The 23,497-nt window shown below is 40.6% G+C and carries 22 protein-coding genes; 21 read left to right on the top strand and 1 reads right to left on the bottom strand.

The window, feature by feature from the left end; translation table 11 throughout:
- Positions 1-21: 21 nt before the first annotated feature.
- From QM959_RS05460 to QM959_RS05370, 19 genes are all read left to right on the top strand, one after another.
- Positions 22-1,053 carry a 3-deoxy-7-phosphoheptulonate synthase gene (locus QM959_RS05460; protein WP_414371929.1) on the top strand — a complete coding sequence of 344 codons (1,032 nt, stop codon included), beginning with the start codon at positions 22-24 and terminating at the stop codon, positions 1,051-1,053.
- Between the two features lies 1 nt (position 1,054).
- Positions 1,055-2,086 carry a 3-deoxy-7-phosphoheptulonate synthase gene (locus QM959_RS05455; protein WP_247934914.1) on the top strand — a complete coding sequence of 344 codons (1,032 nt, stop codon included), beginning with the start codon at positions 1,055-1,057 and terminating at the stop codon, positions 2,084-2,086.
- Between the two features lie 45 nt (positions 2,087-2,131).
- Positions 2,132-2,494: a holo-ACP synthase gene (gene acpS / locus QM959_RS05450; RefSeq protein ID WP_033681488.1), complete on the top strand. Its 363-nt coding sequence runs from the start codon at positions 2,132-2,134 to the stop codon at positions 2,492-2,494.
- Positions 2,484-3,587 (top strand): alanine racemase, encoded by a 1,104-nt coding sequence (alr, locus tag QM959_RS05445; protein ID WP_414371927.1) that lies wholly within the window; start codon positions 2,484-2,486, stop codon positions 3,585-3,587. The genes acpS and alr overlap by 11 nt, the downstream gene beginning before the upstream one ends.
- An 18-nt stretch (positions 3,588-3,605) precedes the next feature.
- Positions 3,606-5,621, top strand: a complete 2,016-nt coding sequence (gene recG / locus QM959_RS05440) for an ATP-dependent DNA helicase RecG (protein WP_414371925.1) — start codon at positions 3,606-3,608, stop codon at positions 5,619-5,621.
- A gap of 321 nt (positions 5,622-5,942) precedes the next feature.
- Positions 5,943-6,923, top strand: coding sequence for an acetylxylan esterase (locus tag QM959_RS05435; protein ID WP_414371923.1), 981 nt, complete (start codon positions 5,943-5,945; stop codon positions 6,921-6,923).
- 397 nt (positions 6,924-7,320) lie between these two features.
- The gene (locus QM959_RS05430; RefSeq protein ID WP_078352447.1) at positions 7,321-7,773 is read left to right on the top strand and encodes a YhcH/YjgK/YiaL family protein; all 453 of its coding nucleotides are present in this window, start codon (positions 7,321-7,323) and stop codon (positions 7,771-7,773) included.
- A gap of 18 nt (positions 7,774-7,791) precedes the next feature.
- A complete protein-coding gene (locus QM959_RS05425; protein ID WP_414371921.1) occupies positions 7,792-9,129 on the top strand; it encodes an ABC transporter substrate-binding protein in 1,338 nt (445 codons plus the stop codon).
- A gap of 78 nt (positions 9,130-9,207) precedes the next feature.
- Entirely contained in the window at positions 9,208-10,092 is an 885-nt protein-coding gene (locus QM959_RS05420; protein WP_247934921.1) for a carbohydrate ABC transporter permease, read from the top strand.
- A complete protein-coding gene (locus QM959_RS05415; RefSeq protein ID WP_247934922.1) occupies positions 10,092-10,925 on the top strand; it encodes a carbohydrate ABC transporter permease in 834 nt (277 codons plus the stop codon). The genes QM959_RS05420 and QM959_RS05415 overlap by 1 nt, the downstream gene beginning before the upstream one ends.
- 39 nt (positions 10,926-10,964) lie before the next feature.
- Positions 10,965-12,068 carry a Gfo/Idh/MocA family protein gene (locus tag QM959_RS05410; protein ID WP_000241736.1) on the top strand — a complete coding sequence of 368 codons (1,104 nt, stop codon included), beginning with the start codon at positions 10,965-10,967 and terminating at the stop codon, positions 12,066-12,068.
- Positions 12,069-12,240: 172 nt separating this feature from the next.
- Positions 12,241-12,939: an N-acetylmannosamine-6-phosphate 2-epimerase gene (locus QM959_RS05405; RefSeq protein ID WP_414371919.1), complete on the top strand. Its 699-nt coding sequence runs from the start codon at positions 12,241-12,243 to the stop codon at positions 12,937-12,939.
- A 113-nt stretch (positions 12,940-13,052) separates the two neighbouring features.
- The gene (locus QM959_RS05400; protein ID WP_414371917.1) at positions 13,053-14,381 is read left to right on the top strand and encodes an ABC transporter substrate-binding protein; all 1,329 of its coding nucleotides are present in this window, start codon (positions 13,053-13,055) and stop codon (positions 14,379-14,381) included.
- Positions 14,382-14,602: 221 nt separating this feature from the next.
- Complete coding sequence (locus tag QM959_RS05395; RefSeq protein ID WP_161683542.1) at positions 14,603-15,469, top strand: carbohydrate ABC transporter permease; 867 nt, start codon at positions 14,603-14,605, stop codon at positions 15,467-15,469.
- Positions 15,470-15,484: 15 nt separating this feature from the next.
- On the top strand, positions 15,485-16,324 hold the full coding sequence (locus QM959_RS05390; RefSeq protein ID WP_020901679.1) for a carbohydrate ABC transporter permease: 840 nt from the start codon (positions 15,485-15,487) through the stop codon (positions 16,322-16,324).
- 172 nt (positions 16,325-16,496) lie between these two features.
- Entirely contained in the window at positions 16,497-16,949 is a 453-nt protein-coding gene (locus QM959_RS05385) for a YhcH/YjgK/YiaL family protein (RefSeq protein ID WP_414371915.1), read from the top strand.
- A gap of 19 nt (positions 16,950-16,968) precedes the next feature.
- Positions 16,969-17,613 carry a DUF624 domain-containing protein gene (locus QM959_RS05380; protein WP_414371913.1) on the top strand — a complete coding sequence of 215 codons (645 nt, stop codon included), beginning with the start codon at positions 16,969-16,971 and terminating at the stop codon, positions 17,611-17,613.
- Between the two features lie 172 nt (positions 17,614-17,785).
- Positions 17,786-18,703 carry a dihydrodipicolinate synthase family protein gene (locus tag QM959_RS05375; protein WP_001281522.1) on the top strand — a complete coding sequence of 306 codons (918 nt, stop codon included), beginning with the start codon at positions 17,786-17,788 and terminating at the stop codon, positions 18,701-18,703.
- A gap of 17 nt (positions 18,704-18,720) precedes the next feature.
- Positions 18,721-19,605, top strand: coding sequence for an ROK family protein (locus QM959_RS05370; RefSeq protein WP_414371911.1), 885 nt, complete (start codon positions 18,721-18,723; stop codon positions 19,603-19,605).
- Between the two features lie 15 nt (positions 19,606-19,620).
- Here QM959_RS05370 and QM959_RS05365 read toward each other — a convergent pair whose 3' ends face one another.
- Positions 19,621-20,472, bottom strand: a complete 852-nt coding sequence (locus tag QM959_RS05365; protein ID WP_414371909.1) for a MurR/RpiR family transcriptional regulator — start codon at positions 20,470-20,472, stop codon at positions 19,621-19,623.
- 191 nt (positions 20,473-20,663) lie between these two features.
- Here QM959_RS05365 and pbp2b point away from each other — a divergent pair, with 191 nt between their 5' ends.
- Together pbp2b and recR are read left to right on the top strand one after the other, a co-directional pair.
- Positions 20,664-22,721, top strand: a complete 2,058-nt coding sequence (gene pbp2b / locus QM959_RS05360) for a penicillin-binding protein PBP2B (RefSeq protein ID WP_414371908.1) — start codon at positions 20,664-20,666, stop codon at positions 22,719-22,721.
- Between the two features lie 10 nt (positions 22,722-22,731).
- Complete coding sequence (gene recR / locus QM959_RS05355; RefSeq protein WP_000966754.1) at positions 22,732-23,328, top strand: recombination mediator RecR; 597 nt, start codon at positions 22,732-22,734, stop codon at positions 23,326-23,328.
- The last annotated feature ends 169 nt before the right edge of the window (positions 23,329-23,497 follow it).

The following is a 23,497-nucleotide window of genomic DNA, read 5'->3' as shown; positions in this document are numbered from 1 at the left end:
TGCTTTATAAGGAGATGAGTTATGGTATTTACAGCAAAAAGTCCTAAAATTAATATTGAAGAAGTTCGTGCCTTATCAAAATTAGAAGGCCAAGCTTTGGAGAGAAAATCACAGCGCGATCAAGAGCTAGAAGCCATTATACGTGGAGAAGACCAACGAATTCTCTTGGTAATCGGGCCATGCTCATCTGACAACGAAGAAGCTGTCCTTGAATACGCTAAGCGTTTGGCAATCCTACAAGAAGAAGTAGCAGACCGTATCTTTATGGTTATGCGTGTTTACACAGCCAAACCCCGTACCAACGGAGATGGCTATAAGGGATTGATTCACCAGCCTAACACAGCAGAAGCGCCTAGTCTCATCAACGGAATTAAAGCCGTGCGCCATCTTCACTATCGTGTCATTACGGAAACAGGTATGACGACAGCTGATGAAATGCTTTATCCTGAAAATCTTCCGCTAGTAGATGATTTAATTTCTTACATGGCGGTTGGTGCTCGTTCAGTTGAAGACCAGCAACACCGCTTTGTTGCAAGTGGGGCAGATTTCGCGACTGGTTTTAAAAATCCAACCTCTGGAAATCTCAATGTCATGTTTAATGGGATTTATGCTGCTCAAAACAAGCAAAGTTTCCTTTTCCTAGGAAAAGAAGTGGAAACAACTGGGAACCCGCTTTCGCACGCCATTCTTCGTGGAGCAATCAATGAATATGGTAAGCATATTCCTAATTACTACTATGATAATTTGATGGATACCATTGCCCAGTATGAGAAAATGGGCTTGGAAAATCCTTTTATCATTGTGGATACCAATCATGACAATTCTGGTAAGCAATACATGGATCAGATTCGAATTGTCCGCCAGACCTTGATTAACCGTGATTGGAATGCAAAAATCAAGCAGTACGTTCGTGGCTTTATGATTGAGTCTTATCTAGAAGATGGCCGTCAAAACGAACCGGAAGTATTTGGCAAGTCTATCACAGACCCTTGCCTTGGCTGGGAAAATACGGAAGCCCTCGTCAGAGAAATCTACCAAACGCTAGGAGAATAGTATGGCATTTATTGAAAAAGGTCAAGAAATCGATATTGAAGCAATCAAGGCAGAAACTCAATTGTCTGCGGAAGCCTTGCGACTAAAAGAGCGCCGTGATAGAGAATTGTCAGACATCATTTCAGGAGAAGATGACCGTATCCTTTTGGTGATTGGTCCTTGCTCTTCTGATAATGAAGAGGCTGTCTTGGAATATGCTCGCCGTTTATCAGCCTTGCAGAAGAAGGTGGCGGACAAGATTTTCATGGTTATGCGTGTTTATACAGCTAAACCTCGCACTAATGGAGACGGTTATAAAGGTTTGGTTCACCAGCCAGATACTTCGAAGGCTCCAAGCTTGATTAACGGCTTACAGGCTGTGCGCCAGTTGCACTACCGCGTGATTACAGAGACTGGTTTGACAACGGCAGATGAGATGCTTTATCCGTCAAATCTGGTCTTGGTAGATGATTTGGTCAGTTACCATGCTGTTGGGGCTCGTTCTGTGGAAGACCAAGAGCACCGCTTTGTGGCCTCAGGGATTGATGCGCCAGTCGGGATGAAAAATCCAACCTCTGGAAATTTGGGTGTCATGTTTAATGGTATCTATGCCGCTCAGAACAAACAGACCTTCCTCTTCCACGGCCAAGAAGTTGAGACTTCAGGAAATCCCTTGGCCCACGTCATCCTTCGTGGCGCAGTTAATGAATATGGGAAAAATGAGCCTAACTTTTATTATGAAACTCTGCTAACTGCCATTGAACGCTATGAAGCTATGGGGCTTGAAAATCCCTTTATCCTCATTGACACCAACCATGATAACTCAGGCAAGCAATATATGGAACAGATTCGAATTGTTCGTCAGACCTTGCAGAATCGTGATTGGAATGAGAAAATCAAAAAAATAGTTCGAGGCTTTATGATTGAATCTTACCTAGCAGATGGTCGTCAAAACCAACCAGAAGTCTTTGGTTGCTCTATTACCGATCCTTGTCTAGGTTGGGAAAATACAGAGGCCTTGGTAGAAGAAATCTATGCTACCTTGACAAAATAAGTGAAAAGGATGGAGTTGGGGGAATCTCAACTCCTTTTGATGAGAATGATAGTTGGACACGGAATTGATATCGAAGAATTGGCTTCGATAGAAAGTGCAGTTACACGACATGAAGGCTTTGCTAAGCGCGTGCTGACTGCTAAGGAAATGGAACGGTTTAACAGTCTTAAAGGGCGCAGACAAATCGAATATTTGGCTGGTCGCTGGTCGGCTAAGGAGGCTTTTTCCAAGGCCATGGGAACTGGTATTGGAAAGCTCGGTTTTCAGGATTTGGAAGTCTTGAACAATGAACGCGGAGCGCCTTATTTTAGTCAGTCACCATTTTCAGGAAAGATTTGGCTGTCTATCAGCCACACCGATCAGTTTGTGACAGCTAGTGTCATTTTGGAGGAAAATCATGAAAGCTAGTCCACATAGACCAACCAAGGCTCTGATTCATCTAGGAGCTATTCGACAAAATATTCAGCAAATGGGGGCCCATATCCCTCAAGGAACGATCAAGTGGGTAGTGGTCAAGGCCAATGCTTATGGGCATGGGGCTGTTGCCGTTGCCAAGGCGATTCAAGATGATGTCGATGGCTTTTGCGTTTCTAATATCGATGAAGCCATTGAACTCAGACAAGCTGGACTCAGCAAGAAAATCCTCATTTTAGGAGTTTCTGAAATCGAAGCTGTTTCTCTTGCTAAAGAATACGACATCATCTTGACAGTGGCTGGACTGGAGTGGGTTCAAGCACTCTTAGATAAAGAAGTGGACCTAACTGGATTGACAGTCCATCTCAAGATTGATTCAGGAATGGGACGGATTGGTTTTAGAGAGGCCAGTGAGGCTAATCAAGCTCAAGACTTGCTTAAACAACACGGTGCTCGTGTTGAGGGAATCTTTACCCACTTTGCTACTGCAGACGAGGAATCAGAAGCCTACTTTAATGCCCAGTTAGAACGGTTTAAAACTATTTTGGCTAGTATGAAGGAAGTTCCAGACCTGGTTCATGCTAGCAATTCTGCAACGACTCTTTGGCATGCAGAGACTATTTTCAATGCGGTTCGTATGGGAGATGCCATGTATGGTCTTAATCCTAGCGGAGAGGTCTTGGACTTGCCTTATGACTTGACTCCAGCCTTAACCTTGGAATCTGCCTTGGTTCATGTCAAGACAGTTCCAGCTGGAGCTTGCATGGGCTACGGAGCGACCTATCAGGCGGATAGCGAGCAAGTCATCGCGACAGTTCCAATCGGCTATGCGGATGGTTGGACACGAGACATGCAGAATTTCTCTGTCTTGGTAGATGGCCAAGCCTGCCCAATCGTCGGACGGGTTTCTATGGATCAAATTACCATTCGTCTGCCTAAGCTTTATCCCTTAGGAACAAAGGTAACCTTAATTGGTTCCAACGGAGGAAAGGAAATTACAGCTACTCAGGTAGCTACCTACCGCGAAACCATTAACTATGAGGTGGTTTGTCTCCTCAGTGACCGTATTCCGAGAGAATATTATTAGAAAAGAAAGGAGTGGAGCATGAATCTACATCAACCCTTGCATGTCTTACCTGGTGTAGGACCAAAGTCAGCAGAAAAATATGCCAAACTAGGAATCGAAAACTTGCAAGACCTATTGCTCTACTTTCCTTTCCGTTATGAAGATTTTAAGACCAAACAGGTACTAGAGCTAGAAGACGGTGAAAAGGCTGTTTTATCTGGTCAGGTAGTGACACCAGCCAGTGTTCAATATTATGGTTTTAAGCGTAATCGCCTACGTTTTAGCCTCAAGCAGGGGGAGGTCGTTTTTGCGGTGAACTTCTTTAACCAGCCCTATCTAGCAGATAAGATAGAGTTGGGAGCAACTCTTGCCGTTTTTGGAAAATGGGATCGTGCCAAGGCTAGTCTGACTGGGATGAAAGTTCTGGCTCAGGTGGAAGATGACCTCCAACCTGTCTATCGTCTGGCTCAGGGAATCAGTCAGGCCAGTCTGGTCAAGGTCATCAAGACAGCCTTTGATCAGGGACTGGACCTCTTGATAGAGGAAAATCTTCCCCAGTCCTTGCTTGACAAATACAAACTCATGTCCCGTTGTCAAGCTGTTCGTGCCATGCATTTTCCTAAGGATTTGGCAGAATACAAGCAGGCCCTTCGCCGTATCAAGTTTGAGGAACTCTTTTATTTCCAAATGCAGTTGCAGACGCTCAAGTATGAAAATAGAGTTCAGGGAAGCGGTCTGGTTCTGGATTGGTCTCAGGAAAAAGTGTCGGCGGTTAAAGCAAGTCTTCCTTTTGCCCTGACTCCAGCTCAAGAAAAGAGTTTGCAGGAAATTTTGGTTGATATGAAGTCGGACCACCACATGAATCGTCTCCTACAAGGGGATGTGGGGAGTGGAAAAACAGTGGTCGCTGGCTTGGCCATGTTTGCAGCGGTGACGGCTGGCTATCAGTCCGCCCTCATGGTACCAACAGAAATCCTTGCAGAGCAACACTTTGAGAGTCTACAGAGTCTCTTCCCAGACTTGAAACTGGCTCTCTTGACAGGTTCTTTGAAAGCTGCAGAAAAGAGAGAAGTCTTGGAGGCTATTGCCAAGGGGGAGGTTGATTTGATTATCGGAACCCACGCTCTGATTCAGGATGGGGTGGATTATGCTCGCCTTGGTTTGATAATTATTGATGAGCAGCACCGTTTTGGCGTGGGGCAAAGGCGTGTTCTGCGGGAAAAAGGCGACAATCCAGATGTCCTCATGATGACAGCGACTCCCATTCCACGAACCTTAGCTATCACAGCCTTTGGTGATATGGATGTTTCCATTATCGACCAGATGCCAGCAGGACGGAAACCTATTGTGACACGCTGGATCAAACATGAGCAACTACCTCAGGTCTTGACTTGGTTAGAGGGAGAAATTCAAAAAGGTTCTCAAACCTACGTCATCTCTCCCTTGATTGAAGAATCGGAAGCTCTGGATTTGAAAAATGCCATTGCCTTATCTGAGGAGTTGACGGCTCATTTTGCAGGTAAGGCAGAGGTGGCTCTTCTACATGGTAAGATGAAGAGTGACGAAAAAGACCAGATCATGCAGGATTTCAAAGAGAGAAAAACGGATATTCTAGTTTCGACAACGGTTATTGAGGTCGGGGTTAACGTTCCCAATGCGACTGTCATGATCATCATGGATGCCGATCGATTCGGGCTTAGCCAGCTTCACCAGCTCAGAGGTCGTGTCGGTCGGGGAGACAAGCAGTCCTACGCTGTTCTCGTTGCCAATCCTAAGACAGATTCTGGGAAAGACCGCATGCGAATCATGACAGAAACCACCAATGGATTTGTTCTTGCTGAGGAAGATTTGAAAATGCGCGGATCGGGTGAGATTTTTGGAACCAGACAGTCAGGTCTTCCAGAGTTCCAAGTGGCTGATATTATCGAAGATTTTCCGATTTTAGAAGAAGCTAGAAAAGTTGCTAGCTACATTAGTTCCATAGAAGGTTGGCAAGAGGATCCAGAATGGCGCATGATTGCTCTTCATCTGGAAAAGAAAGAACATTTAGATTAAGCTTTCTCTAAGGAAAACTTAAGCTAGCTTTCAGGTTTGGATCTTATACTAGAGTCATCAAAAAGAAACGAGGACTCTCACATGACAGTAACGATTAAAGTAAATTACCAAACCACTTTCCAGAAGAAAGAAGTAAAAAATTAAGATTTAATAGATGGAAGAAAGAGCGGAAATGCTCTTTTTTCGTTTTAAAACTAGTTTCAGACGATAGGTTTGAAGAAATAAAATCTAAATTCACTTTCTATTTGTCCTTCTTTCTTGCATTGATTACTTAGATATGCTACAGTTGTGGTAGCGATTACAAAATAAAAGGAGCATACTATGAAAAATCCAGCTTTGCTAGAAGAAATCAAGACTTATAAAGGAAGAGATGAGGTCCCAGAGGACTTTGATGCTTTCTGGGATGAAGAGGTAAAGAAAGTTTCCTCTCTTCCAGCCTACCAGTTGGAGGAAAGAGATTTCCATATTCCCCAAGTCAAGTGTTATGAGCTAACCTTTGAGGGAACTAATGAAGGAAGAGTCTATTCACGCGTCGTTCTTCCAAAGAGTGAGGAGAGGGTTCCGATAATCTTCCATTTCCATGGTTATATGGGACGTGGCTGGGACTGGACTGACATGCTGGCCTTCACCGTGGCTGGTTACGGTGTTGTTTCCATGGATGTGCGAGGGCAGTCGGGTTATTCACAAGACGGTTTGAGTTCTCCTCTAGGAAATACGGTTAAGGGGCATATTATCCGTGGTGCTGTGGAAGGTCGGGAGCATCTCTTTTATAAGGATGTCTATCTGGATATTTACCAGTTGATCGAAATTGTTGCTAGTCTGCCTCAGGTGGATGAGGAAAGGCTTTCTAGCTATGGGGCTTCACAAGGAGGGGCTTTAGCCCTGGTTGCAGCAGCGCTCAATCCTCGAATTCAGAAAACAGTTGCCATCTATCCTTTCTTGTCAGACTTCAGACGAGTACTTGAGATTGGCAATACCAGTGAGGCCTATGACGAATTGTTCCGTTATTTCAAGTTCCACGATCCCTTCCATGAAACAGAAGAGGAAATCATGGCAACTCTTGCTTATATCGATGTGAAAAATCTTGCCCATCGTATCAAGGGTGAGGTTAAGATGATTACGGGCTTGGACGATGATGTTTGCTACCCTATTACCCAGTTTGCGATTTACAACCGCCTGACCTGCGATAAGGCCTATCGCATCATGCCTGAGTATGCTCACGAAGCCATGAATGTATTTGTCAATGATCAAGTCTACAATTGGCTATGTGGTAGTGAGATTCCTTTTAAGTATGTAAAATAAGGGGTTGACTCTAGGAACAAAATCTTAAAAATCACAAATACGCATAGTATCAGGTATTGAACAACCTTGATACTATGCGTTTTATTGTGGGAAGATTTACTTCATTTTCTCCTGAAGTTGAGTTTTTCCACTTTCTTCTTTTTCTGTTTCTTAATTTGTACACTCGAAACAAGTTTTGCAAGAAACCTACTTATTTTTGAAAGTACTTTTAATATGGTTGCTATAGTTAAAAAGATTTAAAACTAAATTCCAAATTAGAAAAAGAGTTGAAATGCTAAAAAAAAAAAAGTATACTCTATTTGAAAACGCTAACAAAACTAATTTAGAGAATGAAATGTAGAGTATTTCTCTCTTAAAAAGTTATTGGTGAAACTAGATGTAGAAAGGAGGATACGGTATGATTATTACAAAAATTAGTCGTTTAGGAACTTATGTGAAAGTAAATCCACATTTTGCAACATTAATAGATTTTCTAGAAAAAACAGGACTGGAAAATTTAACAGAAGGTTCGATTGATATCGATGGTGATCGATTGTTTGGAAATTGCTTTACATATTTAGCAGATGGTCAAGCAGGTGCTTTCTTTGAAACTCACCAAAAATATTTGGATATTCATTTAGTTTTGGAAAACGAAGAAGCCATGGCTGTTACGTCGCCAGAAAATGTAAGCGTTACCCAAAAATATGATGAAGAGAAAGATATTGAATTATACACAGGGAAAGTGGAACAGTTAGTTCATTTGAGAGCTGGCGAATGCCTCATCACTTTTCCAGAAGATTTACATCAACCGAAGGTTCGTATAAATGATGAACCTGTGAAAAAAGTTGTCTTTAAAGTTGCGATTTCTTAATGTAGAAAGGGAAGAACAATGAAAAAAATGAGAAAGTTTTTATGTCTAGCTGGAGTTGCTTTAGCAGCCGTTGCCTTGGTGGCTTGCTCAGGAAAGAAAGAAAATACAGCTGACACTGAACCACCGACAGAATTATCTGGTGAGATTACGATGTGGCACTCCTTTACTCAAGGACCACGTTTAGAAAGTATTCAAAAATCAGCAGATGCTTTCATGCAAAAACATCCAAAAACGAAAATCAAGATTGAAACATTTTCTTGGAATGACTTCTATACTAAATGGACTACAGGTTTAGCAAATGGAAATGTGCCAGATATCAGTACAGCCCTTCCTAACCAAGTAATGGAAATGGTAAACTCAGATGCTTTGGTTCCGCTAAACGATTCTATCAAGCGTATTGGACAGGATAAATTTAACGAAACAGCTTTAAATGAAGCAAAAATCGGAGATGATTACTACTCTGTTCCTCTTTATTCACATGCACAAGTCATGTGGGTTAGAACAGATTTGTTAAAAGAACATAATATTGAGGTTCCTAAAACTTGGGATCAACTCTATGAAGCTTCTAAAAAATTGAAAGAAGCTGGAGTTTATGGCTTGTCTGTTCCGTTCGGAACAAATGACTTAATGGCAACACGTTTCTTGAACTTCTATGTTCGTAGTGGTGGTGGAAGTCTCTTGACAAAAGATCTTAAAGCAGATTTGACAAGCCAACTTGCTCAAGATGGTATTAAATACTGGGTTAAAATGTATAAAGAAATCTCACCTCAAGATTCTTTGAACTTTAATGTCCTTCAACAAGCTACCTTGTTCTACCAAGGAAAAACAGCATTTGACTTTAACTCTGGCTTCCATATTGGAGGGATTAATGCCAACAGTCCTCAATTGATTGATTCGATTGATGCTTATCCTATTCCAAAAATCAAAGAATCTGATAAGGACCAAGGAATTGAAACCTCAAACATTCCAATGGTTGTTTGGAAAAATTCAAAACACCCAGAAGTTGCTAAAGCATTCTTAGAATCACTTTATAATGAAGAAGACTACATTAAATTCCTTGATTCAACTCCAGTAGGTATGTTGCCAACTATTAAGGGAATTAGCGATTCTGCAGCCTATAAAGAAAATGAAACTCGTAAGAAATTTAAACATGCTGAAGAAGTGATTACTGAAGCTGTTAAAAAAGGTACTGCTATTGGTTATGAAAATGGACCAAGTGTACAAGCTGGTATGTTGACTAACCAACACATTATTGAACAAATGTTCCAAGATATCATTTCAAATGGAACAGATCCTATGAAAGCAGCAAAAGAAGCAGAAAAACAATTAAACGATTTATTTGAGGCTGTTCAGTAGATGTAAAAGACTAGAAAATAGGTGGGCTAGTGAGCTGGAAAGCCCTAGCCCAATCTTGTAAAAGAAGGGAGAAGGAGAATGGTTAAAGAACGTAATTTAACTCGCTGGATATTTGTTTTGCCAGCTATTATTATTGTAGGATTACTATTTGTTTATCCGTTTTTCTCGAGTATTTTTTATAGCTTTACCAATAAGCATTTGATTATGCCCAATTACAAATTTGTTGGTTTAGCTAACTATAAAGCTGTGCTATCAGATCCCAACTTCTTTAATGCGTTCTTTAATTCAATTAAGTGGACCGTTTTCTCATTAGTTGGTCAAGTTTTAGTAGGGTTTGTATTGGCTTTAGCTCTTCACAGAGTACGCCACTTCAAGAAATTATATAGGACCTTATTGATTGTTCCTTGGGCATTTCCTACAATCGTCATTGCCTTTTCTTGGCAGTGGATTCTAAACGGGGTTTATGGCTACTTACCTAACCTAATAGTAAAATTAGGTTTAATGGATCATACACCTGCATTTTTGACAGATAGTACATGGGCATTCCTATGTTTGGTGTTTATCAACATTTGGTTTGGAGCACCGATGATTATGGTTAATGTACTTTCAGCTTTGCAAACAGTACCAGAAGAACAATTTGAAGCTGCTAAGATAGATGGAGCTTCAAGTTGGCAAGTGTTCAAGTTTATTGTCTTTCCACATATTAAAGTGGTTGTAGGGCTTCTAGTTGTTTTGAGAACTGTATGGATCTTTAATAACTTTGATATCATCTACCTAATTACTGGTGGTGGACCAGCCAATGCTACAACGACGCTTCCAATTTTTGCTTACAACCTAGGTTGGGGAACTAAATTGTTGGGTCGTGCTTCAGCAGTTACAGTATTGCTCTTTATCTTCTTGGTGGCGATTTGCTTTATCTACTTTGCTATCATCAGTAAGTGGGAAAAGGAGGGTAGAAAATAATGAAGAAGAAATCCAATATTTATTTAGATATTCTCTCACATGCACTCTTGATTGGTGCGACTATCGTTGCAATTTTCCCATTGGTATGGATTATCATATCGTCTGTAAAGGGGAAAGGGGAATTAACTCAGTATCCAACACGATTTTGGCCTGAACAATTTACATTAGATTATTTCACTCATGTTATCAACGATTTGCACTTTATTGATAATATTCGAAACAGTTTAATCATTGCCTTAGCTACAACCGTTATTGCGATTATTATTTCTGCTATGGCAGCCTATGGTATTGTCCGATTCTTCCCTAAATTGGGAGCAATCATGTCGAGACTACTCGTCATTACCTACATTTTCCCACCAATTTTGTTAGCAATTCCATATTCAATTGCCATTGCTAAAGTTGGGTTAACAAATAGTTTATTTGGCTTGATGATGGTTTATCTATCTTTTAGTGTTCCATATGCAGTTTGGCTCTTAGTTGGATTTTTCCAAACAGTTCCAATTGGAATTGAAGAAGCAGCTAGAATTGATGGTGCGAATAAATTTGTTACATTTTATAAAGTTGTGCTACCGATTGTAGCACCAGGTATTGTAGCAACAGCTATTTATACATTTATTAATGCTTGGAATGAATTCTTGTATGCTTTGATCTTGATTAACAATACAGGAAAGATGACAGTAGCAGTAGCCCTTCGTTCGCTTAATGGTTCAGAAATCCTAGACTGGGGAGATATGATGGCAGCATCTGTTATTGTAGTTCTTCCATCAATCATTTTCTTCTCTATCATTCAAAATAAAATTGCAAGTGGATTATCAGAAGGATCTGTGAAATAAGTTAAAATTAGAAAGTTTATTTAATAAAGGAGAAAAAACATGGTTAAATATGGTGTTGTTGGAACAGGATATTTTGGAGCTGAGTTAGCTCGCTATATGCAAAAGAATGATGGAGCAGAGATTACTCTTCTCTATGATCCAGATAATGCAGAGGCGATTGCAGAAGAATTGGGAGCAAAAGTAGCAAGTTCCCTAGATGAGTTGGTTTCTAGCGATGAGGTAGATTGTGTTATCGTCGCAACTCCAAATAATCTTCATAAGGAACCGGTTATTAAGGCTGCACAACATGGTAAAAATGTTTTCTGTGAAAAACCAATTGCGCTTTCTTATCAAGATTGTCGCGAGATGGTAGATGCATGTAAAGAAAACAATGTAACCTTTATGGCAGGACATATTATGAACTTCTTCAATGGTGTCCATCATGCAAAAGAACTAATTAATCAAGGAGTTATAGGAGACGTTCTATATTGTCACACAGCTCGTAATGGTTGGGAAGAACAACAACCGTCAGTATCATGGAAAAAAATTCGTGAAAAATCAGGTGGTCACTTGTATCACCATATTCATGAATTGGATTGCGTGCAATTCCTTATGGGTGGAATGCCTGAAACTGTAACCATGACAGGTGGAAATGTAGCCCATGAGGGTGAAAATTTCGGTGATGAAGATGATATGATTTTTGTCAATATGGAATTTTCTAATAAGCGATTTGCTTTGTTAGAATGGGGTTCAGCTTATCGCTGGGGTGAGCATTATGTCTTGATTCAAGGAACGAAAGGTGCCATCCGTTTAGACTTATTCAACTGTAAAGGAACTCTTAAGCTAGATGGACAAGAAAGTTATTTCTTGATTCATGAATCGCAAGAAGAAGATGATGACCGTACTCGTATCTATCATAGTACAGAGATGGATGGAGCAATTGCTTATGGAAAACCAGGTAAACGTACTCCATTATGGTTATCATCTGTCATTGATAAAGAAATGCGCTATCTGCATGAGATTATGCAAGGAGCTCCAGTATCAGAAGAATTTGCAAAATTGTTGACAGGTGAAGCTGCTCTCGAAGCAATTGCTACTGCAGATGCTTGTACCCAATCTATGTTTGAAGATCGCAAAGTAAAATTGTCAGAAATTGTAAAATAAATTTTGGTATTCTCCTATTATAGGTCGACTAGCACCTCTGAAAGTACTTTCAGAGGTGCTGTTTGACTTGTCTAGTTTTTGAAACTGAAATCTATTCCACTACAAAGTATTGAAAGCGCTTTAAAAATGATATATAATAAACCCATAAGAAAAAAGAGAAGGAGGAAAGAGGATGCCACAGATTACTAAAGAAGCCTTGATTGCACAAATCAAAGATGGAATCATCGTTTCTTGTCAGGCCCTTCCTCACGAACCGCTTTATACAGAAGCGGGAGGAGTCATTCCCTTGCTGGTCAAAGCGGCTGAGCAAGGTGGAGCAGTCGGTATCCGAGCCAACAGTGTTCGCGATATCAAGGAAATCAAGGAGGTTACAAACCTTCCAATCATTGGGATAATCAAACGAGATTATCCGCCACAAGAACCCTTCATCACTGCTACTATGAAAGAAGTTGATGAATTGGCTGAACTAGACATTGAGGTCATTGCTCTGGATTGTACCAAGCGTGAACGCTACGATGGTTTGGAGATTCAGGAGTTTATCCGTCAGGTCAAGGAAAAATATCCTAACCAACTCTTGATGGCTGATACAAGTACTATCGAAGAAGGGCTAGCAGCTGTAGAAGCAGGAATTGACTTTGTCGGAACAACCTTATCAGGCTACACATCTTACAGTCCTAAAGTGGATGGTCCCGATTTTGAATTAATCAAAAAACTCTGTGATGCCGGCGTGGACGTCATTGCAGAAGGAAAAATTCATACACCAGAACAAGCCAAACAAATCCTGGGGTACGGAGTGCGAGGCATCGTTGTTGGTGGTGCTATTACTAGACCAAAAGAGATTACGGAACGCTTCGTTGCTGGTCTCAAATAACACAATATCAAAACAGAGGAGAGTGGTGGATGCGTCGAATAAAATGAAAACGTATACAAATACAAAGAACTCATTATCCAATATGGATACGCTTATCAATTAGGAGAATACAAATGAAATTTAGAAAACTAGCTTGTACAGTACTTGCGGGTGCTGCGATTCTTGGCCTTGCTGCATGTGGTAATTCTGGCGGAAGTAAAGATGCTGCAAAATCTGGTAGCGATAGCGGAAAAACAGAAATCACTTGGTGGGCATTCCCAGTCTTCACACAAGAAAAAACTGGTGACGGTGTTGGAACATATGAAAAATCAATCATCGAAGCTTTTGAAAAAGCAAATCCAGATGTAAAGGTGAAATTGGAAACCATCGACTTCAAGTCTGGTCCTGAAAAAATCACAACAGCTATCGAAGCAGGAACAGCTCCAGATGTGCTTTTTGACGCACCAGGACGTATCATCCAATATGGTAAAAACGGTAAATTGGCTGAGTTGAACGACCTCTTCACAGATGACTTCGTCAAAGATGTTAACAATGAAAACATTATAAAAGCAAGTAAAGCAGGCGATAAAGCTTATATGTATCCAATCAGTTCTGCACCATTCTACATGGCTATGAACAAGAAAATGTTGGAAGACGCTGGTGTAGCTAACCTTGTTAAAGAAGGTTGGACAACAGACGACTTTGAAAAAGTTTTGAAAGCGCTTAAAGATAAAGGATATACTCCAGGTTCATTGTTCAGTTCTGGTCAAGGGGGAGACCAAGGAACACGTGCCTTCATCTCTAACCTTTACGGCGGTTCTGTAACTGATAAAGAAGTAACTAAATATACAACTGATGATCCTAAATTCGTCAAAGGTCTTGAAAAAGCAGCTAGCTGGATTAAAGACGGTTTGTTGAACAACGGTTCACAATTTGACGGTGGAGCAGATATCCAAAACTTTGCTAACGGTCAAACATCTTACACAGTTCTTTGGGCACCATCTCAAAACGGTATCCAAGCTAAACTCTTGGAAGCTAGTAAAGTAGAAGTGGTAGAAGTACCATTCCCATCAGACTCAGGTAAACCAGCTCTTGAATACCTTGTAAACGGATTTGCAGTATTCAACAACAAGGACGACAAGAAAGTTGCAGCATCTAAGAAATTCGTTCAATTCATCGCGGATGACAAAGAATGGGGTCCAAAAGACGTTGTTCGTACAGGTGCTTTCCCAGTTCGTACTTCATTTGGCAAAGTTTATGAAGACAAACGTATGGAAACAATCAGTGGTTGGACTCAATACTACTCACCATACTACAACACTATCAATGGTTTTGCTGAAATGAGAACACTTTGGTTCCCAATGTTGCAATCTGTATCAAATGGTGACGAAAAACCAGCGGATGCTTTGAAAGCCTTCACTGAAAAAGCTAACGAAACAATTAAAAAAGCTACAAAACAATAAGCACTAAATCAGATTGACTCCTCCCTTTTCCCTGTGCATAATCTATGTAAGAAAAGGGAGGATTTTATTTGAAATATCAGGAACTGTCACGAAATTAAAATGAAGTTCTTACATAAGTGAATCTTAAAAAATTTCATTTTGATTTTAAAACAGTTCAAGAAAATCCAAAATATTCTATTTGTGAAAGAGAGGTGCCGACTGTGAAAGTCAATAAAATTCGTATGCGGGAAACAGTGATTTCCTACGCTTTCCTAGCACCAGTGTTATTCTTCTTTGTCATCTTTGTATTGGCTCCTATGATTATGGGATTCATTACAAGTTTCTTTAACTACTCAATGACTAAATTTGAGTTTGTGGGCTTGGACAACTACATTCGTATGTTTAAAGATCCTGTCTTTATGAAGTCTTTGATCAATACCGTGATTCTGGTTATTGGATCTGTACCAGTTGTTGTTCTGTTCTCACTCTTTGTAGCATCTCAGACCTATCATCAAAATGCCATTGCCAGATCTTTCTACCGTTTCGTCTTCTTCCTTCCTGTTGTAACAGGTAGTGTTGCCGTAACAGTTGTTTGGAAATGGATCTATGACCCACTATCAGGGATTCTAAACTTTGTCCTTAAGTCAAGCCACATCATTAGCCAAAATATTTCTTGGTTGGGAGATAAAAACTGGGCTTTGATGGCGATTATGATTATCCTTTTGACTACATCTGTTGGTCAGCCGATTATCCTTTATATCGCTGCCATGGGGAATATTGACAATTCATTGGTGGAAGCAGCGCGTGTTGATGGTGCGACTGAATTGCAAGTTTTCTGGAAGATTAAATGGCCTAGCCTCCTTCCAACAACACTTTATATCGCAATCATTACAACAATCAACTCATTCCAGTGTTTCGCCTTGATTCAGTTGTTGACATCTGGTGGTCCAAACTACTCAACAAGTACACTTATGTACTACCTTTACGAAAAAGCCTTCCAATTGACAGAGTACGGCTATGCAAATACCATTGGTGTCTTCTTGGCAGTTATGATTGCTATCGTAAGCTTTGTTCAATTTAAAGTACTTGGAAACGACGTAGAATACTAAAGAAAGGAGACAGCTATGCAATCTACACAAAAGAAACCTTTAACAGCATTCACTGTTATTTCAACTATTATCTTGCTCTTGTTGACCGTGCTGTTCATCTTTCCATTCTACTGGATTTTGACAGGTGCCTTCAAATCACAGCCTGATACCATTATGATTCCGCCACAATGGTTCCCTAAAATGCCAACCATGGAAAACTTCCAACAACTCATGGTGCAAAACCCTGCTATGCAGTGGATGTGGAACTCTGTGTTTATTTCATTGGTAACCATGTTCTTAGTTTGTGCGACCTCATCTCTAGCAGGTTATGTACTAGCTAAAAAACGTTTCTATGGCCAACGCATCCTATTTGCTATCTTTATTGCTGCCATGGCACTTCCAAAACAAGTTGTCCTTGTACCATTGGTACGTATCGTCAACTTCATGGGAATCCATGACACTCTTTGGGCAGTTATCTTGCCTTTGATTGGATGGCCATTCGGGGTCTTCCTCATGAAACAGTTCAGTGAAAACATCCCAACAGAATTGCTCGAATCAGCTAAGATCGACGGTTGTGGTGAAATTCGTACTTTCTGGAGCGTAGCCTTCCCAATTGTAAAGCCAGGATTTGCAGCCCTTGCAATCTTTACCTTCATCAATACTTGGAACGACTACTTCATGCAGTTGGTAATGTTGACTTCACGTCAAAACTTGACCATCTCACTCGGGGTTGCGACCATGCAGGCTGAGATGGCAACTAACTACGGTTTAATCATGGCTGGTGCTGCCCTTGCAGCTGTGCCAATCGTAACGGTCTTCTTAGTATTCCAAAAATCATTTACTCAAGGGATTACTATGGGAGCTGTTAAAGGATAAGAAAAGTAAACTAGTTTATCAAGATTGCGGAAGTGGTCTTGACATGCTATGGAAATATAGATGTTATAAGTGTCTACAAAATGTTGGGTATTTGCTTACCTTAAAGATTTTGTCAGACACTTATAAACTTAATCTATGATTTTAGTTAACTATCAGAAACGAAGGAAAGAGTATGATTTTTGACGATTTGAAAAACATCACCTTTTACAAAGGGATTCATCCCAACCTAGACAAGGCTATCGACTATCTCTACCAACACCGTAAAGATTCTTTCGAATTAGGTAAGTATGAGATTGATGGGGACAAGGTCTTTCTAGTTGTTCAGGAAAATGTCCTCAATCAAGCTGAAAATGATCAATTTGAGCATCATAAGAACTATGCAGATTTGCATTTGCTGGTAGCAGGACATGAATATTCGAGCTACGGTTCACGTATCAAAGACGAGGCAGTAGCATTCGACGAATCGAGTGACATTGGCTTTGTTCATTGTCATGAACACTACCCACTTTTGTTGGGTTATCACAATTTTGCGATTTTCTTCCCAGGAGAACCTCACCAGCCAAATGGCTATGCAGGTATGGAAGACAAGGTTCGCAAATATCTCTTTAAAATTTTGATTGATTAAAAAATCAGGAGGAGCAAACATGGCACAAAAAGGAGTAAGCCTTATCAAGGCAGCATTTGATACAGATAACTTTCTCATGCGTTTTAGTGAGAAGGTCTTGGATATTGTGACAGCTAATCTTCTTTTTGTCGTCTCTTGTTTGCCCATTGTGACGATTGGGGTGGCTAAAATAAGCCTCTACGAGACTATGTTTGAAATTAAGAAGAGCAGACGTGTGCCTGTCTTTAGAATCTATTTAAGAGCTTTCAAGCAAAATCTGAAGCTAGGTCTTCAGTTAGGTCTGCTTGAGTTGGGCATTGTCTCATTAAGCCTTCTAGATCTCTATCTCTTCTGGGGTCAGACAGCCATGCCTTTCCAAATGGTGAAAGCTATTTGTCTAGGTATTCTTATCTTCCTCACTATCGTGATGTTGGCTAGCTATCCCATCGCTGCACGCTTTGATTTAACTTGGAAAGAAGTCTTACAAAAAGGACTTATCTTGGCAAGTTTTAACTTTCCTTGGTTCTTCCTCATGTTAGTTATTCTCTTTCTTATTGTGATGGTTCTTTATCTGTCCGCCTTCAGTTTACTTTTAGGTGGTTCAGCCTTCCTGCTTTTTGGGTTTGGGCTCTTGGTCTTTCTCCAGACTGGATTGATGGAGAAAATTTTCGCAAAATACCAATAGGATGGCTTGTCTATGAAACTACTTTCAAGCCATAAACATTTCAAAATTCATATCGAAACTAAAATCTAAGTGTACACAAGATATTGAAAGCGTTTTTCATAAGGTGTATACTAAACACGTAAAGAATAAATCCTGCTTTTAGCAGAAAAAAAGAAATCTTAGGAGAAAATCTATGTCAGATTTAAAAAAATACGAAGGTGTCATTCCAGCCTTCTACGCATGTTATGATGAACAAGGAGAAGTAAGTCCAGAGCGTACGCGTGCCTTGGTTCAATACTTCATTGATAAAGGTGTTCAAGGTCTTTATGTCAATGGTTCTTCTGGTGAATGTATCTACCAAAGCGTTGAAGACCGCAAGTTAATCTTGGAAGAAGTCATGGCAGTTGCCAAAGGTAAATTGACCATCATTGCTCACGTTGCTTGCAACAATACCAAAGATAGTATGGAACTGGCTCGTCATGCAGAGAGCTTGGGAGTAGACGCCATTGCAACAATCCCACCAATTTACTTCCGCTTGCCAGAATACTCAGTTGCTAAATACTGGAACGATATTAGTTCTGCAGCTCCAAATACAGACTACGTGATCTACAACATTCCTCAATTGGCAGGAGTTGCTTTGACTCCAAGTCTTTACACTGAAATGTTGAAAAATCCTCGTGTTATCGGTGTTAAGAACTCTTCTATGCCAGTTCAAGATATCCAAACCTTTGTGAGCCTTGGTGGAGAAGACCATATCGTCTTTAATGGTCCAGATGAGCAGTTCCTAGGTGGCCGCCTCATGGGAGCTAAAGCTGGTATCGGTGGTACTTATGGTGCTATGCCAGAACTCTTCTTGAAACTCAATCAGTTGATTGCGGATAAAGATTTGGAAACAGCGCGTGAATTGCAGTATGCTATTAACGCTATCATTGGTAAATTGACTGCAGCTCATGGAAATATGTACGGTGTGATTAAGGAAGTCTTGAAAATCAATGAAGGCTTGAATATTGGTTCTGTTCGTTCACCATTGACACCAGTGACTGAAGAAGATCGTCCAGTTGTAGAAGCAGCTGCAGCCTTGATTCGTGAAACCAAGGAGCGCTTCCTCTAATTCATAAGGAGGTATTTATGACACACTACGTTGCAATTGATATCGGTGGAACCAACATCAAATATGGTTTAATTGACCAAGAAGGCCAACTTGTTGAATCGCATGAAATGCCAACAGAGGCGCATAAGGGTGGACCTCATATCTTACAAAAGACCAAAGATATCGTAGCCAGCTATTTAGAAACGGGCCCAGTAGCAGGTGTTGCCATATCTTCTGCAGGAATGGTGAATCCTGACAAGGGTGAGATTTTCTATGCTGGTCCTCAAATCCCTAACTACGCAGGAACCCAGTTCAAAAAGGAAATCGAGACTAGCTTTGATATTCCTTGTGAGATTGAAAATGATGTTAACTGTGCAGGTCTGGCTGAGGCAGTATCTGGTTCAGGCAAGGGAGCGAGTGTCACTCTTTGCTTGACTATTGGAACAGGTATCGGTGGTTGCTTGATTATGGATGGAAAAGTTTTCCATGGTTTTAGCAATTCGGCTTGTGAAGTCGGTTATATGCATATGCAGGATGGAGCTTTTCAAGACTTGGCTTCTACAACAGCTTTAGTGAAATATGTCGCTGAAGCACATGGAGAAGATGTTGATCAGTGGAATGGCCGACGTATCTTTAAGGAAGCTACCGAAGGAAACAAAATCTGCATGGCTGGTATTGACCGTATGGTAGATTACCTTGGGAAAGGTCTGGCTAATATTTGCTACGTTGCCAATCCGGAAGTTGTTATTCTTGGCGGCGGTATCATGGGGCAAGAGGCTATCCTCAAACCCAAGATCCGCACAGCCTTGAAAGAGGCCTTGGTTCCAAGCCTAGCTGAAAAAACACGATTAGAATTTGCCCATCACCAAAATACAGCAGGTATGTTGGGTGCCTACTATCATTTTAAAACAAAACAATCCTAGTTTGGTTAAGCCAAACTAGGATTTTCTTACACGTTTTTGTCTACGATAGCCGTTGAGTTTTTTATTTTCCCAATAGCTATTAAAGATTTTTTCCTTGTTTTCACGATTGATTTCCAAAAAGTAGGCATAAATCAAATCAATAAAGAAGAGCATAGGAAGTTGGGCAGATATTCGTTGGATGTAGGAGGGTTGGCTGTGGGTGGCTACAAGAACAGTCTCTGTATAGGCCAGACTATCTTTATTGGGAACACTTGTAAAGAGTACAGTCTTTGCTCCCATCTCCTTAGCGTCTAATAGACTATCTAAAATAGAAGGTGTTGTACCAGAAAGTGAGAAGCCCATTACTAGGCAATTATCATCCATAATACTGGTTGTCCAGGCAAAGCCGTCTTGATCAGTCAAAGCCTCGCAGACCACACCTAGACGCATGAAGCGCAATTTCATTTCACGGGCGACAAGCCCAGAACTCCCTGTTCCAAAGAAGTAGACACGCTCAGCATCTTCGATTAGTTGGGCAATTCGTTCTAGTTGTTCTTCGTCAATCAAGTCCTGTGTTTGTTCCCTCATATTACTATAGCTTCTGAGGACTCGTTTTGTCAGTGGACTGTGCTTGGAGACTTGTTTGGTTTGATTTTCTGCCTGATGTTGGTATTGGAAAATAAATTCCCGATAACCAGTAAAACCACACTTTTTAGAAAAGCGGGTCAGAGCAGCTTGAGAGATATGTAATTTTTGAGTAACCTGCTGAGAAGATAAATTATCATTAATCGTCTCATCTTGCAAAAAATAGCGAGCGATTTCTTGCTCTAAATCTGTCATTTCTTCGAAGTGGGAATCAATGAGGGTTGCTATATCTGATTTGTTCATAGGGAAGGCTCCTTTAAATGAGTCGTATTGGAAAAAATTGGGTTATCGAACTTTTACATTTATTATATCATATAATATAGGGATGAATAAATAAAAACTTATCTTACCGTAAAAACGAAAAAAAGCTTTTTCCTTTTCTATAATTTTCTTATTAATTTGTGGTACAATGAAGAGTAAGATTTAAAATAGAAATGAGACTGATTTGTATGAGAAAATTTGATAGCCATTCGATTCCGATTCGGCTTAATTTATTGTTTTCAATTGTCATTTTGCTCTTTATGGCCATTATTGGTCGCCTGATTTATATGCAGGTTTTGAACAAGGATTTTTATGAGGCAAAATTAGCATCGGCTAGTAAAACAAAGGTGACCACTAGTTCAGCTCGAGGCGAAATTTATGATGCCAGCGGCAAACCCTTGGTTGAAAATACTGTGAAACAGGTTGTTTCCTTTACTCGAAACAATAAAATGACGGCTGCCGATTTGAAAGAAACAGCCAAGAAGTTGCTGGCCTATGTGGGAGTTTCTTCTCCAACATTGACTGACCGACAGTTGGCGGACTATTATCTAGCAGATCAAGATGTCTATAAGAAAGCAATGGAAAGTTTACCACGTGAGAAGCGACTTGATTCTGATGGCAATCAATTATCTGAATCCGAGCTTTACAATAATACTGTTGAAAGTATCGATCCAAGTCAATTGGCCTACTCGGATGACGAAAAGAAAGAAATTTACCTCTTTAGCCAACTCAATGCAGTTGGAAATTTTGCGACAGGGACCATTGCGACAGATTCCTTGACAGATACACAGATTGCCTTGATAGCTTCTGCTTCTAAGAATTTACCTGGTATCAGTATTTCAACTTCGTGGGATCGAAAGGTTCTAGAGACTTCGCTTTCGTCTATAGTAGGAAGTGTATCCAGTGAAAAAGCTGGTCTCCCAGCTGAGGAAGCAGATGCTTATATCAAAAAGGGTTATTCTCTAAACGACCGTGTTGGAACCTCTTATCTAGAAAAACAATATGAAGAAACCTTGCAAGGGAAACGCTCGGTGAAGGAGATTCATCTAGATAAGCACGGCAACATGGAAAGTGTCGAAAATATTGAAGATGGTACCAAAGGGAATAATATTAAACTGACCATTGATTTGGCCTTCCAAGATAGCGTGGACAATCTGCTTAAGAGTTATTTCAATTCCGAACTGGGAAATGGAGGAGCCAAGTATTCTGAAGGTGTCTATGCAGTCGCCCTTAACCCAAAAACAGGTGCGGTTTTGTCTATGTCAGGGCTAAAACATGACTTGAAAACGGGAGATTTAACACCTGATTCCTTGGGAACCGTAACCAATGTCTTCGTACCCGGTTCGGTTGTCAAGGCCGCAACCATCAGTTCCGGTTGGGAAAATGGAGTCTTATCAGGGAACCAGACCTTGACAGACCAGCCGATTGTCTTCCAAGGTTCAGCTCCAATTAATTCTTGGTATACTCAGGCCTACGGTTCATTCCCGATTACAGCTGTGGAAGCCTTGGAGTATTCTTCTAATACCTACATGGTTCAAACGGCTTTGGGCATTATGGGTCAGACCTATCAACCCAATATGTTTGTTTTAACTAACAATTTAGAATCCGCTATGGGGAAACTTCGTTCGACATTTGCGGAATATGGTCTTGGAGCCTCAACAGGCATTGACCTTCCAGATGAGTCAACTGGTTTTATACCAAAAGAGTATAATTTTGCTAATTACATTACCAATGCCTTTGGTCAGTTTGATAACTACACCCCAATGCAATTGGCCCAGTACGTTGGCACAATTGCAAACAACGGTGTTCGGATTGCACCTCACATTGTCGAGGGGATTTATGGAAATAATGAGCAAGGTGGTTTAGGAGATTTAATTCAATCTATTGATACCAAGGAAATGAATAAAATTAATATTTCTGAGTCTGATGTTTCCATCCTCCAACAAGGCTTTTATCAAGTTTCACATGGTGGTGGTGCTTTGACAACCGGTCGTGCCTTTTCAAATGGCGCAGCAGTTTCCATTAGTGGGAAAACAGGTACTGCCGAAAGTTATGTTGAGGGTGGTCAAAAAGCTAATAATACCAATGCTGTGGCCTATGCACCATCAGATAATCCTCAAATCGCTGTAGCTGTTGTCTTCCCTCATAACACCAACCTTACAAATGGTGTCGGACCTTCCATTGCGCGCGATATTATCAATCTCTATAACCAACATCATCCAATGAATTAGAAAGGAACATATGCTTTATCCAACACCTATTGCCAAGCTGATTGACAGTTATTCTAAGTTACCGGGTATCGGGATTAAGACGGCTACCCGTCTGGCCTTCTATACGATTGGAATGTCTGATGACGATGTCAATGAATTTGCTAAAAATCTCCTTTCTGCTAAGAGAGAGCTGACCTATTGTTCCATCTGCGGTCGCCTGACTGATGACGATCCGTGCTCTATCTGTACCGATCCGACTCGTGACCAGACAACGATTTTAGTTCTCGAAGATAGTCGCGATGTGGCAGCCATGGAGAATATCCAAGAATACCATGGACTCTATCATGTCTTACATGGTCTTATTTCTCCAATGAATGGTATCAGTCCAGATGATATCAATCTCAAGAGCCTTATGACTCGTCTTATGGATAGTGAAGTTTCAGAGGTAATCGTGGCGACCAATGCTACAGCAGATGGGGAAGCGACATCCATGTATCTTTCACGTTTGCTCAAGCCAGCTGGTATCAAGGTTACGCGTCTAGCACGAGGTCTCGCTGTCGGAGCGGATATTGAGTATGCGGATGAAGTTACACTCTTACGAGCCATTGAAAATCGAACAGAGTTGTAAGTGTAGACAAATTAACACACTCAATTCATTTATACAAAAATCGGCTCTTTGTCAACTGTAGTGGGTTGAAAAAAGCTAACATCTGGAGAGGACGATCGTCGTTCTCTCCATTTTTATATTCAGAGCGATAAAAATTCGTTTCTTAAAGTTTTCAAAGTTCCGAAAACCA

The sequence above is a fragment of the Streptococcus mitis genome, from assembly GCF_047459985.1.
Classification (GTDB): Bacteria; Bacillota; Bacilli; order Lactobacillales; family Streptococcaceae; genus Streptococcus; species Streptococcus mitis_DZ.
This window is presented reverse-complemented; position numbering and strand designations above follow the sequence as displayed.